The 12,373-nt window shown below is 58.3% G+C and carries 10 protein-coding genes; 9 read left to right on the top strand and 1 reads right to left on the bottom strand.

Features of this window, described 5'->3' with window-relative positions; translation table 11 throughout:
- The first annotated feature begins 1 nt into the window (after position 1).
- The gene (locus ACSQ17_RS02480) at positions 2 to 949 is read left to right on the top strand and encodes a 1-aminocyclopropane-1-carboxylate deaminase/D-cysteine desulfhydrase (RefSeq protein WP_436067450.1); all 948 of its coding nucleotides are present in this window, start codon (positions 2 to 4) and stop codon (positions 947 to 949) included.
- A 27-nt stretch (positions 950 to 976) separates the two neighbouring features.
- Complete coding sequence (locus ACSQ17_RS02475) at positions 977 to 2,086, top strand: cyclic nucleotide-binding domain-containing protein (RefSeq protein WP_436067449.1); 1,110 nt, start codon at positions 977 to 979, stop codon at positions 2,084 to 2,086.
- A gap of 1 nt (position 2,087) precedes the next feature.
- Here ACSQ17_RS02475 and ACSQ17_RS02470 read toward each other — a convergent pair whose 3' ends face one another.
- On the bottom strand, positions 2,088 to 3,032 hold the full coding sequence (locus ACSQ17_RS02470; RefSeq protein WP_436067448.1) for a DUF1853 family protein: 945 nt from the start codon (positions 3,030 to 3,032) through the stop codon (positions 2,088 to 2,090).
- Positions 3,033 to 3,129: 97 nt separating this feature from the next.
- On the opposite strand from ACSQ17_RS02470, the gene ACSQ17_RS02465 reads away from it, so the two are divergent.
- From ACSQ17_RS02465 to ACSQ17_RS02435, 7 genes are all read left to right on the top strand, one after another.
- On the top strand, positions 3,130 to 4,017 hold the full coding sequence (locus ACSQ17_RS02465) for an NAD(+) kinase (RefSeq protein WP_233686090.1): 888 nt from the start codon (positions 3,130 to 3,132) through the stop codon (positions 4,015 to 4,017).
- The gene (locus ACSQ17_RS02460; protein WP_436067447.1) at positions 4,017 to 4,991 is read left to right on the top strand and encodes a metallophosphoesterase; all 975 of its coding nucleotides are present in this window, start codon (positions 4,017 to 4,019) and stop codon (positions 4,989 to 4,991) included. The genes ACSQ17_RS02465 and ACSQ17_RS02460 overlap by 1 nt, the downstream gene beginning before the upstream one ends.
- Positions 4,988 to 5,857 (top strand): rhomboid family intramembrane serine protease, encoded by an 870-nt coding sequence (locus ACSQ17_RS02455; protein ID WP_436067446.1) that lies wholly within the window; start codon positions 4,988 to 4,990, stop codon positions 5,855 to 5,857. The genes ACSQ17_RS02460 and ACSQ17_RS02455 overlap by 4 nt, the downstream gene beginning before the upstream one ends.
- Before the next feature lie 46 nt (positions 5,858 to 5,903).
- Complete coding sequence (locus tag ACSQ17_RS02450; RefSeq protein ID WP_436067445.1) at positions 5,904 to 6,167, top strand: YeaC family protein; 264 nt, start codon at positions 5,904 to 5,906, stop codon at positions 6,165 to 6,167.
- Complete coding sequence (locus ACSQ17_RS02445) at positions 6,167 to 7,003, top strand: DUF2797 domain-containing protein (RefSeq protein WP_436067444.1); 837 nt, start codon at positions 6,167 to 6,169, stop codon at positions 7,001 to 7,003. The genes ACSQ17_RS02450 and ACSQ17_RS02445 overlap by 1 nt, the downstream gene beginning before the upstream one ends.
- Before the next feature lie 54 nt (positions 7,004 to 7,057).
- Positions 7,058 to 9,718 carry an aminopeptidase N gene (gene pepN / locus ACSQ17_RS02440; protein WP_436067443.1) on the top strand — a complete coding sequence of 887 codons (2,661 nt, stop codon included), beginning with the start codon at positions 7,058 to 7,060 and terminating at the stop codon, positions 9,716 to 9,718.
- A 634-nt stretch (positions 9,719 to 10,352) separates the two neighbouring features.
- Positions 10,353 to 12,314: a DUF1302 domain-containing protein gene (locus ACSQ17_RS02435; protein WP_436067442.1), complete on the top strand. Its 1,962-nt coding sequence runs from the start codon at positions 10,353 to 10,355 to the stop codon at positions 12,312 to 12,314.
- Positions 12,315 to 12,373: the final 59 nt, after the last annotated feature.

The following is a 12,373-nucleotide window of genomic DNA, read 5'->3' as shown; positions in this document are numbered from 1 at the left end:
CTTGCCTGTCGTCCTGCCTGACTGGGCGCCCCGTGCGCCTTTACAGCCATTGCCGCTGGACTGGGCTCAGGCCGCCGGGCTTGAGCTGGCGGTACTGCGTCTGGATCTGCTGGACCCGCTGATCAGCGGCAATAAGTGGTTCAAGCTGTCCCAGCATCTGGCGGCTGCTCAGGCCAGTGATGCTGCCGGCGTGATCAGCCTGGGCGGTGCTCATTCCAACCATCTGCATGCGCTGGCCGCTGCCGGTAAGCGCTTTGCGTTTAAGACGGTCGGGCTGCTGCGCGGCCATCCGCAACAAACACCAACGATCAGCGATCTACAGGCATTTGGTATGCAGCTGCATTGGTTGGGTTATGCCGGTTATCGCGCTCGGCATGCGGCCGACTTCTGGTTGCCCTGGCAGGCGCAATACCCACATTTCTATACGCTGCCGGAAGGTGGTGGTGGCCTGCCAGGCGCGTTGGGCTGCATGTGCCTGGTACAGCAGGTGCGCGAGCAGTTACCCGCTCTGGGCTGGGATGACTATGACGCGTGGTGGCTGGCGGCCGGCACCGGCACCACCATGGCCGGCCTGCTACTGGGCGAGGCGGCCGCGCATCCCGTGCATGCAGCCTTGGCCGTGCCGGCCGACCATGGCGTCGAACAGCAGGTGCAGGTGATTGTACAAGCGGCCGGGCGGACAGTTGGGCGTTACCATCTGCATGAGGCCTGCCGAGGCGGCTTCGCGCGGGTGGATGACGCCTTACTGGCTTTTATGCAGGTCTGTGAGGCCGCCAGCGGCATAGCGCTGGAACCGCTGTATACCGCCAAGGCGTTAATGGCGTTGCGCCAGCAGGTCGAGGCCGGTTACTTTGCTCGCGGCAGCCGCTTGGTGTTCGTCCATACTGGCGGCTTGCAGGGCCGGGCTGCGGCGTTGTTGCAGCACGCAGGCGTAACGCGGCTACACTGAATTCCACCAGCGGAGCCTGGATATTCCATGAGCGAACCCCTTAATCCCGAACAGTTACGCAGCCTGACGCCACTCAATGTGCTGTCTGAGCAACAATGGCGTGAGCTGCGTGCGCAATTGATTCCGCAGCCTTTGCTGGCGGGGCAGTTGCTGTTTCGGCCCGGGGACCAAGCGCGCCTGACGTATTACCTGCTGGCGGGTGAATTGCTGCTGCAGTCGATCGATGGCCAGGAGCAGCGCTTGCAGGCTGGCAGTGAAGCCAGCTGCCATCCGTTGTCGCCAAGTTTGCCGCGCCTGCATGAGGCGCGGGCGCTGACTGATGTCAGCGTGTTGGCGCTGGATACTGCGACCCTCAACCGTCTGCTGACCTGGCGCCTGGCCTATCAGGACCTGTTGCTGGAACTGGGGCAGAACCATGAGGAAGTCGAGTGGCTGGAGCGGCTGCTGGAAAACCCGCTGTTTGCCAAAGTCCCCCCTTCCAATGTGCGCGCGATGCTCGAACGCTTGCAGCGCATCGAATTGCCGGCAGGCAGTACCGTGTTGCAGGAAGGTGATGCGGGCGACAGTTGCTACTTCCTGAAAAACGGCCGCGCCGAAGTGATTCGTGGTGCCGGCAGTGCTCAGCAGGTGTTGGCTGAGCTGGAAATCGGCGCCTGTTTTGGTGAAGAAGCCCTGCTGGCCGACAGCCCGCGCAATGCCACGGTCACCATGCTGGAAGACGGTACGGTGCTGCGCCTTGATCGCCAGGATTTCTTCGCCTTGCTCAAGGCTCCAGTGGTCGATGAGGTGTCGCTGGGTGAGGCCTCGCGTTTGCTGGTAGCGGGGGCGCAATGGCTGGATGTGCGCCTGCAAGACGAATACGAGCGTGCCCATGCGCTGCAATCGTTGAACATGCCCTTGCAGTTGCTGCGTCTGAAGGCCCGCCTGCTCGACAAGCAGCGCACTTATCTGTGCTACTGCGACAGCGGCAAGCGCAGCAGCAGTGCCGTGTTTCTCCTTTCGCAGCTGGGGTATCGCGCCTATGCCCTGCGCGATGGGGTGGATGCTCTGCCGGCGGTGCAGCGTGATGCGCTACTGTGCGAAAGCGGCTCGGGCTACCTGGCGCGCTCAGGTGGCCGCACCGAGCGTAGCCGCTGAACTAGCTGGCCGGCTGCGTCGGCCAGTGGTCATTGACCAGAAACACCCGTTCAGCTTCCTGCCAGTTGTGCTCCGAACTTTCGACCAAGCGTACGAGCAGCTGCGCGTTGGCGTCTGGGGGCAACGTCGCCAACCATTGCGTGAACGTCTCGTGCGACCATCGTTGTGCTTCTTCGATCCGTGCGGGTGCCAGCCAGGCATGCCGCTCCAACGGCTGCCAATGGCCGTCGCGCTGTGCGGCAAAGTGCGCCCAGTCGGTGCGATGCAACCAGCGCCCACGCAGGTGCTCGGGATTGCCAGCCAGGGGTGTGGTGTAGGGCTGCTGCCAGGGTGAGAACAGGTAACCGCCGAGCCACAATGCTGGCTGGGGGCGTTGGATATTCAGTTCCGCCAGCCGCTGCTGGGCTTCGGTGCGGGCTGATAGAGGCAGCTGGTGCTGGCCCAGGTGCGCCAGTTTGAGATCCAGGCGGTCGTGACTGCCCGGGCCGAGCCAGTCCGACAGATCATCACCGCTGGCCTGCTGCTGCCCCAGGTAGAGCTTGATCGCCAGTTCAAGGTGGTGCACGCCTTCTTCATCACGTAGCAGCATATCCAGCTCACCCAGGGTGTGACCTTGCTGGCGAATGGGCAGGTTGGCCGCCAACACCTCGATACCCGGCGCGGCATGCAGGGCGAACTGCCATAGGCGTTCGTAGTACAACCCCAGACGGCGCACCGAGCTTTGGCTCAGCCATTGCTGCAGGGGTTGGCTGTCGGCGTCCAGGCTCAGTAACCAGTCAGCCAGCGCCCCCGGTTGTTGGCTCCAGGCACTGGCTTTGAGTGGATAGCGCTGTGGCCAGGCAGTCTGCGCCAACAAGGGCGGTGAAAGCAGCACCCAGGCCAGGTCGCGCACGGCAGGTTGGCGCAGGTGTGAGGGCAGGTCGGTGAGTGAGGGAAAAGGCGTCATGTGGCGAGCATAGCGCAGAGCCGGCCTGCGGTTTGCTGCTGCCATGGGCTTTCGCCCATAATCTGGGCCTCTAGATCCAGAGCCTGGCAGGAGCACCATGGAGCAATTTCGTAATATCGGCATCATCGGTCGACTGGGCAGCACCCAGGTTCTCGACACCATTCGCCGGCTGAAGAAATTTCTGCTCGCTCGTCATCTGCATGTGATCCTCGAAGACACCATCGCTGAAGTGCTGCCGGGTCATGGTTTGCAGACCTCGTCGCGCAAAATTCTCGGTGAAGTCTGTGACCTGGTGATCGTCGTCGGTGGCGACGGCAGCATGCTGGGCGCCGCCCGTGCTCTCGCGCGGCACAAGGTGCCGGTGTTAGGGATCAACCGGGGCAGCCTGGGCTTTCTTACCGATATTCGCCCCGATGAGCTGGAAGTGAAGGTTGCGCAGGTGTTGGAAGGGCATTACCTGACCGAGAACCGCTTTCTGCTGGAAGCCGAGGTGCGGCGTAATGACGAAGCCATTGGCCAGGGCGATGCACTCAACGATGTGGTGCTGCACCCTGGCAAATCCACCAAGATGATCGAGTTCGAGCTGTATATCGACGGCCAGTTCGTTTGCAGCCAGAAGGCCGACGGTCTGATTATCGCCACGCCGACCGGTTCTACCGCTTATGCGCTGTCGGCTGGCGGCCCGATCATGCACCCCAAGCTGGATGCCATCGTCATCGTGCCGATGTACCCACACACCCTGTCCAGCCGGCCGATTGTGGTGGATGCCAACAGTGAGCTGAAAATCGTCGTCTCCAAGGACCTGCAGATTTACCCGTTGGTTTCCTGTGATGGGCAGAACCACTTTACCTGTGCGCCGGGAGATACCATCACGGTGGCCAAGCGGCCACAGAAGCTGCGCCTGATTCACCCGCTGGATCACAACTACTACGAGGTCTGCCGGACCAAGCTCGGCTGGGGCAGCCGGCTTGGAGGAGGAGACTGATGCACCTCGATCCCGCTCGTGGTTACGACCTGATCGGTGATATCCACGGCTGTGCGAAAACGCTGGAGCGCCTGCTGAGCACCCTGGGGTATCGCTTGCAAGCCGGCGTTTGGCGGCATCCGCAGCGCATGGCGATCTTCTTGGGTGATCTGGTTGATCGCGGTCCACGTATTCGCGAGACGCTGCATCTGGTGCGTGACATGGTGAGCGCCGGGCAAGCGCTGTGCATCATGGGTAATCATGAATTCAATGCCCTGGGCTGGAGTACGCCGGCAGCGCCGGGCAGTGGGCGGCGGTTTGTACGTGAGCACACACCGCGGCATGCGCGGCTGATCAAGGAAACCCTGGAGCAGTTCGATGCCTACCCAGCGGAGTGGCAGGGGTTTCTCGACTGGTTCTACGAATTGCCGTTGTTTATCGATGCCGGGCGTTTCCGGGTGGTGCATGCCTGCTGGGACGACAGCCTGATCGAGCCACTGCGCGCGCAGTTTGCCGATGGCTGTATTGATGAGGACTTCCTCCAGCAAGCGGCTGTATACGGCAGCTTCGCCAACATCGCGCTGGACCGCTTGCTGCGCGGCACTGACATGCGCCTGCCGCATGGCATGACGCTGACCAGCGATGACGGTTTTACTCGGGCGCATTTTCGCACCAAGTTCTGGGAAGAGGATCCACAGACCTACGGCGATATCGTCTTCCAGCCCGATGCGCTACCAGAGCTGGCAGCGCAGATGCCATTGAGTGAAATGCAGAAGGGCGAGCTGCTCAAATACGGCGCCGATCAACCGCTGCTGTTTGTTGGCCATTATTGGCGCAGTGGCAAACCCGCACCGATTCGCAACAACCTGGCCTGCCTGGACTACAGCGCCGTGCTAAACGGCAAACTGGTCGCTTATCGCCTCGACCAGGAAGCGCGTCTGGATGCCAGCAAGTTCGTCTGGGTCGATGTCGACAGCCCGGAGGCACGACCATGAGTGCCGTAGCGGCCATGCGCTTGCCCGAGCAGATTGATCTGAGTGGTTTTGTTGCGCTGCTGCAACGCCTGCAGGTGCCGCACCGCGTGGCGGAGGAGGCTGGCGATCAGGTGCTCTGGGTGCCTGATGAACTGCTAGCCGAGCAGGTGCGTGCGTTGTATTCACGTTACCCGCAGGGTGATGCCCTTGAGGTACCTGAACCATTAGCCGTGAGCACAGAGGCAGCACCGGGGTTTATCCAGCAGCTGCGCAGCAGTCGCATGACCGCAGTGGTGCTTCTGCTGACTTTTGTTGTCGCCGCCATCACCCTGCTGGGCGATAACCTGGCGGCGGTGAGCTGGCTGAGTTTTGTCGATTACCGCGTGCAAGGCGATTACATCTATTTCAGCTACCTCAATGACACGTTGGCCAGCGGCCAGTGGTGGCGCCTGTTGACGCCGATGCTGATTCATTTCGGCATTCTTCATCTGGCGATGAACAGCCTCTGGTACTGGGAATTGGGGCGGCGGATTGAGGCGCGTCAGGGTGCCGTGATGCTGCTAGGGCTCACACTGCTGTTTAGCCTTGCGGCCAATTTCGCCCAATACCTGCACGCTGGCCCCTCACTGTTTGGTGGTCTGTCCGGGGTGCTTTACGGTCTGCTCGGGCACTGTTGGATCTTTCAACGCCTTGCGCCAACCCCGGCATACCGCCTGCCGCCTGGTGTGCTGGTGATGATGCTGGTGTGGCTGCTGATCTGCATGACCGGCATCTTTGAACTGCTGCAATTCGGCGCAATTGCCAACGCAGCGCACGTCGGTGGCCTGCTCGCTGGTTGCCTGACCGGGTTGCTTGGTGGCGCGCTGGCACGTCGGCGACACAGTTAGTTCTTCTACAGGCTGGTAAACTGCCACTTTGCATTTGGAGGCGCGTATGTCGTCCTTTCTCGAAGCGATTGAAAACATCACCCCTGAGATCTATCAGAACCTCAAACTGGCTGTGGAAATCGGCAAATGGCCCGATGGCCGCAAGCTGACCCAGGAGCAGAAGGAGCTGACCCTGCAGGCGCTGATCGCCTGGGAAATCCAGAACCTGCCGGAAGACGAGCGCATCGGTTACATGGGCCCGCAGGAATGCAGCTCCAAGTCCGAGCCGATCCCCAATCTGTTGTTTAAGTCGTCGGATACCCTGCACTGATGAGCGAGTTGGCCCGTGGTGCCCTGAGCAAAATGGCGGCACAGCTGGATGCGCCGGTGCAGTACAGCTTTCGCCTGGGTGATGAACTGTTGCCGGTCAACCCGCTGATTGGCAAGACCCTGCGCCTGGAATACCTGGGCGCAATCCATTGCACCCACTGTGGGCGCAAGACCAAGAGCAGTTTCAGTCAGGGTTACTGTTACCCCTGCATGCAGAAGCTGGCGCAGTGCGACGTCTGCATCATGAGCCCGGAGCGATGTCACTATGAGGCTGGCACCTGCCGCGAGCCGAGCTGGGGTGAACAGTTCTGCATGACCGATCATGTGGTCTATCTGGCCAATTCCAGCGGCATCAAGGTGGGCATCACCCGCGCCACGCAAATTCCTACGCGCTGGATCGACCAGGGCGCGACCCAAGCGCTGCCGATTCTGCGCGTCGCCACCCGTCAGCAGTCCGGCTTTGTCGAAGACCTGCTGCGCAGCCAGGTGGCGGACAAAACCAACTGGCGCGCGCTGCTCAAGGGTGACGCCGCGCCGGTGGATCTGCTTGCCGTACGTGAGCAGCTGTTTGCCACATGCGGTACTGGCCTGACTGAGTTGCAGCAACGCTTTGGCATCCAGGCCATTCAGCCGCTCGGCGATCAGCCGGTGGTGCAGATTGCCTACCCGATTGACGCCTATCCGGCGAAGATCACCAGCTTCAACCTGGACAAGCAGCCGCTGGCCGAAGGCACCTTGTTGGGCATCAAGGGCCAGTACCTGATGTTCGACACCGGCGTGATCAATATCCGCAAGTACACCGCTTACCAGTTGGCCGTCCACGAACTGGCCGCCTGAGTTACTTATTCGCGAACCCGGCGCCCGCGCGCCGCAGACAAAGGGCCAAAAGCCATGCGCACCGAACAGCCGAAGATGATCTACCTCAAGGACTACCAGGCCCCGGATTATCTGATTGATGAAACGCACCTGACCTTCGAGTTGTTCGAGGATCACACCCTGGTGCATGCGCAACTGGTGATGCGCCGTAACCCGGCGGCGGGTGCTGGATTGCCACCGCTGGTGCTGGATGGTCAGCAGTTGGAGCTGCTCAGTGTGGCGCTGGATGACCGCGAGCTGAGTGCCGGTGATTACCAGCTGAGCGACAGTCACCTGACCTTGCAGCCGACCAGCAACAGTTTCGTGATCGACAGCAGCGTGCGCATCCATCCGGAAAGCAACACCGCGCTGGAAGGGCTGTACAAATCCAGTGGCATGTTCTGCACCCAGTGCGAGGCCGAGGGCTTCCGCAAAATCACCTATTACCTCGACCGCCCGGACGTGATGAGCAAGTTCACCACCACCCTGAGCGCGGCGCAGCATGACTACCCGGTGCTGCTGTCCAACGGCAACCCGATTGCCAGCGGCAATGAAGAGGGCGGGCGTCATTGGGCGACCTGGGAAGACCCGTTTATGAAGCCGGCCTACCTGTTTGCCCTGGTCGCCGGCGATCTGTGGTGTGTGGAAGACAGCTTCACCACCATGAGCAAGCGCGACGTGGCGCTGCGTATTTATGTCGAGCCGGAAAACATCGACAAATGCCAACACGCCATGGACAGCCTGAAGAAATCCATGAAGTGGGATGAAGAGGTCTACGGCCGTGAGTACGACCTCGACATCTTTATGATCGTTGCGGTCAACGACTTCAATATGGGGGCCATGGAAAACAAGGGCCTGAATATCTTCAACTCCAGCTGTGTACTGGCCAAGGCCGAAACCGCCACCGACGCCGCGCACCAGCGCGTCGAAGCGGTAGTGGCCCACGAGTACTTCCACAACTGGTCTGGTAACCGCGTGACCTGCCGCGACTGGTTCCAGCTGTCGCTCAAGGAAGGCTTTACCGTGTTCCGCGATGCCGAGTTCAGTGCTGACATGCACTCGCGCACGGTCAAACGCATTGAGGACGTTGCTTATCTGCGCACGCACCAGTTCGCTGAAGATGCCGGCCCTATGGCCCATCCGGTGCGTCCGGATGCCTTTATGGAAATTTCCAACTTCTACACCCTGACGGTGTACGAGAAAGGCTCGGAAGTGGTGCGCATGATCCGCACCCTGGTCGGCGCCGAGGGCTTCCGCAAAGGTAGCGATCTCTACTTTGAGCGCCATGATGGTCAGGCCGTGACCTGTGATGACTTTATCCGCGCGATGGAAGAGGCCAATGGCATCGACCTGAGCCAGTTCAAACGCTGGTACAGCCAGGCCGGCACACCGCGGCTGGAAGTCAGTGAAAGCTACGACGCGGCGGCCAACAGCTATCGCTTGCACTTCCGTCAGAGCTGCCCGGCAACACCAGGGCAGGCGGAGAAGCAGCCGTTTGTTATCCCGGTCGAGCTGGCTTTGCTCGATGCTCAGGGGTGTGAGCTGCCGCTGCAATTGGTCAGTGAAGACGCCGCAGTGGGCACTTCCCGTGTACTCCAGGTAACGGAAGCCGAACAGGCCTTCACCTTCGTCAATCTGGCGGAAAAGCCGCTGCCGTCCTTGCTGCGCGGCTTCTCGGCACCGATCAAGTTGAGTTTCCCCTACAGCCGTGATCAGCTGATGTTCCTGATGCAGCACGACAGTGATGGCTTCAACCGCTGGGAAGCGGGGCAGCAATTGTCGGTGCAGGTGTTGCAAGAGCTGATTGCGCAGCATCAGCGTGGTGAGACGCTGGTGATGGATCAGCGTCTGGTTGAGGCCTGTCGCACGCTGCTAGCGGATGATTCGCTGGATCAGGCCATGGTTGCCGAGATGCTCTCGTTGCCAGGTGAGGCGTACCTGACAGAAATCAGTGTTGTGGCCGATGTCGAAGCCATCCACGTCGCCCGCGAATTTGCCCGCAAGCAACTGGCGGATGCACTGTTCGATTTGCTGTGGCGGCGCTACCAGCGTAATCGCGAGACTTCTCGTGCCAGCGCCTATGTGGCAGAAGCCGAGCACTTTGCCCGACGCAGCCTGCAGAACATTGCGCTGTCCTACCTGATGCTCAGTGGCAAGGCCGAGGTATTGGCTGCATGCCTGGAGCAGTTTGAGAGCGCCGACAATATGACCGAGCGCCTGGCCGCTCTGGCCGTGCTGGTCAATTCCCCGTTCGAGACTGAAAAAGCGGCTGCGCTGGCCAGTTTTGCCGAGTTCTTCAAGGACAATGCACTGGTCATGGATCAGTGGTTCAGCGTGCAGGCTGCCTGCGCCTTGCCAGGTGCGTTGCAGCGTGTTGAGCAACTGATGCAACACCCGGCCTTTACCCTTAAGAACCCGAACAAGGTGCGGGCGTTGATTGGCGCGTTTGCCGGGCAGAACCTGCTGGGTTTCCACCAAGCTGATGGTAGCGGTTACCGCTTCCTGGCCGATCAGGTGATTACCCTCAATGCCCTCAACCCACAGATCGCCTCACGCCTGCTGGCCCCGCTGACCCGTTGGGCCAAATACGGCAGTGCCCGCCAGGCACAGATGAAGGCCGAGTTGCAGCGCATTCTGGACACGGGCGAGCTGTCCAGTGATGTCTATGAAGTCGTCAGCAAGAGCCTGGTTGGTTAATTATTGTGCAGTAACAGTGTGGGGGAGTCCTTCACCCACTTTGCAGTATTAGTGTGTTCTGGTTGTTTTATGAACAGCGCTACTAACACTAAAGGCCGATTCTGCCGAACTATGTGCAAGGCATAGGGTTACCGGCCACTGATTCGGCTCTTTTCTCCCGCAAAAGTGTTACCCGAATTAATCGGGTAACACTTTTTGTGTTACCCGATTAAGTGTAAGTAAAGTTTGCGCAATGTTGATTGGGCTGCTTGGCTTGACCTTGGCCAATTTGTTTGAAGCATCTGTGCGTGCGCGCAGCAATAAAGTGACTGATTGCGCCAGATGGTAGGACAAAAAAGGAAAAATCCGTCACTGCATGCCGCTATTTGGTTGCTGAATGATCAGTCACAAGATGGATGGATAGTTGGCTTTCGGTGGGTGGCGAATTTTTTATACGTTCGTTTGAATTGGCACTATGGTTGCACGTGTTAAGCCGATTTGACCTCGTCATGGTGTATGCCAAACAGTGAGGTGCGTGCAAACGCGTTGGGGGATTGCCTTCCAATCAACATTTAAGGCCGTCATCAGTATGGCCATAACGTGCCCCAGTGGTTGGGGTACAAAAAAGATGATCTGTCCACGGAGTAACGTTTCGATGGAAATTAAGTCCCGTAAGCCCGTATTGCGTTTCGCGCCTGCCAAGGCAGGTTTTGCTTTTGTCGGCCTCCTTCCCCTGCTGGTAGCAGCGCATGCTCAAGCCGTGGAATTTAGCTTTGCCGACGATGAAATCAGCGGCTCCATCGACACCACCGTGTCCTATGGCCAACTCTGGCGTGTACAGGGTCAGGACAAGACCAACAACGATATCAACACCAACGACGGTAACCGTAACTTCGGTACCGGTCTGGTTTCTGAAGTATTCAAGGTGACCTCCGACCTGGAAGTGACCTACAAGAACTACGGTGCCTTCGTACGCGGTACTGCTTTCTATGACACTCAGATCATGGATAAGCGTAACGACTACTACGACACCAGCCTGGCTTATCAGCCAAGCCAGAACGTGCCGAAAGACGACAGCTTTACTCGTGGCACTCGCCACTCAGCGGGCCGTAACGCAGAAATCCTCGATGCTTATGTGTACGGCAACTGGGATATCGCCAACATGCCGGTTGGCGTGCGCTTCGGTAAGCAGGTATTTAACTGGGGTGAAGGCCTGTTCTACCGTGGTGGTGTAAACACCACCAACCCGGTAGATGCCGGCAAGTTCCGTTTGCCAGGTGCAGAAGTTAAAGAAGTCCTGGTTCCAGTTGAGGCGCTGAGCTTTAGCGTTGGTCTGACTGACAACCTGTCTATGGATGCTTTCTATCAGTTCAACTGGAAAGAGTCAGCGATTGATCCGGTAGGTACTTTCTTCTCCGAAACTGACTTGTTCGGTGAGGGTGGGAATACTGCTTACAATAATTTTTCAGGTACTAATCTTGCGCCTGCTATTCCAGGTTATCGGAACTTGTCCGCGTTCGCTGGGCCTCTAGCAGCGGGTACAGGGCTTTATGCTTCGGGAGTCAATACTTCTTTTGGGAATATTCTACAAGTTGCTGATGTTACCAGTGATATTAATGCCAAAAATGATGGTCAGTATGGGCTCTCTTTCAAGTATATCGCTGAGGAGCTAAATTCAACGGAGTTCGGTGCTTACTTGGTTAACTATCATGCCAAAGAGCCTACTATATACGCGGATCTGAATGGTTATAAGGGTGTTAATATAGCTAATTTGGCTGCGTTCAACCCAGGTACTGGGGCGTTGGGTGTTCAAACTGCAGGTGGTTTGGCTACGATTGATCTTCTGGGTTCTACTCAGGCTAAGCGCGAGTATGCCGAAGATATTCGTATGTATGGTTTTAGCTTCAATACAACCATTAACGAAACTTCTGTTTTTGGTGAGCTTGCATATCGTCCTAATTTGCCAGTTGGTATTGCGGCTACAAATGACCTCTTGGGTGATCTTGTTTTGCAAGGCGCTAGGCTTGCAGATAACTCGGGTACTTTGCCAGGTGCAGGGACGGCACTTATCTCTGGACAGCAGATTACGCGTGATGGTTCTGTAAGCAACTACCGTCGTGTTGAAGCATTCAATTCATCCATCGGTGCTATTCATAATTTCGGCAATGTTTTGAGTTTTGACTCGCTGTTTGGTGTCGCGGAACTTGCTTCGGAGCATATCCGTGGCGATAGTCTGAAATACAGCTCTGTTAATGGTGAGCGTTGCATCGCGGGTCGTGCTAACACTTCTTACGCAACTGATGCTGCTATGGCCAAGCAGGACTGCGCTTCGAGTGACGCTTATGGCTATACCTTGGTGCTGTCCGGCACTTGGAACGACGTATACGCTGGTGTAAACCTGTCGCCGTTCACTGTCTTTAAGCACGACTTCCAAGGCAACTCGCACCAAACCGGTAACTTTATTGAAGACCGCAAGGCTTACACCGTAGGTCTGCGTGCCAGCTACCTGAACAGCCTGGAAGCTGAAATTCAATACACCGAGTTTATGGGCGCAGGTCAGAGCAACTCGGGCCGTGATCGCGACAATATCGGCTTGAACGTCAAGTATTCCTTCTAAACATAACTAGAAAATACCGAGTGCCTGCGGGCACTCGGTTGATGACTTATCACGGAGAA

Source organism: Pseudomonas sp. LjRoot71 (assembly GCF_964253255.1).
Lineage (GTDB): Bacteria > Pseudomonadota > Gammaproteobacteria > Pseudomonadales > Pseudomonadaceae > Aquipseudomonas.
The sequence above is the reverse complement of the archived record's forward strand: the minus strand, read 5'-3'. Positions and strand labels throughout refer to the sequence as shown.

Excerpts from the sequence above, each read along its gene's own strand:
- ACSQ17_RS02470 (WP_436067448.1), bottom strand. The coding sequence starts at position 3,032 with ATGACGCCTTTTCCCTCACTCACCGACCTGCCCTCACACCTGCGCCAA.
- ACSQ17_RS02455 (WP_436067446.1), top strand. The coding sequence starts at position 4,988 with ATGAGTGCCGTAGCGGCCATGCGCTTGCCCGAGCAGATTGATCTGAGT.
- ACSQ17_RS02445 (WP_436067444.1), top strand. The coding sequence starts at position 6,167 with ATGAGCGAGTTGGCCCGTGGTGCCCTGAGCAAAATGGCGGCACAGCTG.
- ACSQ17_RS02475 (WP_436067449.1), top strand. The coding sequence starts at position 977 with ATGAGCGAACCCCTTAATCCCGAACAGTTACGCAGCCTGACGCCACTC.
- pepN (WP_436067443.1), top strand. The coding sequence starts at position 7,058 with ATGCGCACCGAACAGCCGAAGATGATCTACCTCAAGGACTACCAGGCC.
- ACSQ17_RS02450 (WP_436067445.1), top strand. The coding sequence starts at position 5,904 with ATGTCGTCCTTTCTCGAAGCGATTGAAAACATCACCCCTGAGATCTAT.
- ACSQ17_RS02465 (WP_233686090.1), top strand. The coding sequence starts at position 3,130 with ATGGAGCAATTTCGTAATATCGGCATCATCGGTCGACTGGGCAGCACC.
- ACSQ17_RS02460 (WP_436067447.1), top strand. The coding sequence starts at position 4,017 with ATGCACCTCGATCCCGCTCGTGGTTACGACCTGATCGGTGATATCCAC.
- ACSQ17_RS02435 (WP_436067442.1), top strand. The coding sequence starts at position 10,353 with ATGGAAATTAAGTCCCGTAAGCCCGTATTGCGTTTCGCGCCTGCCAAG.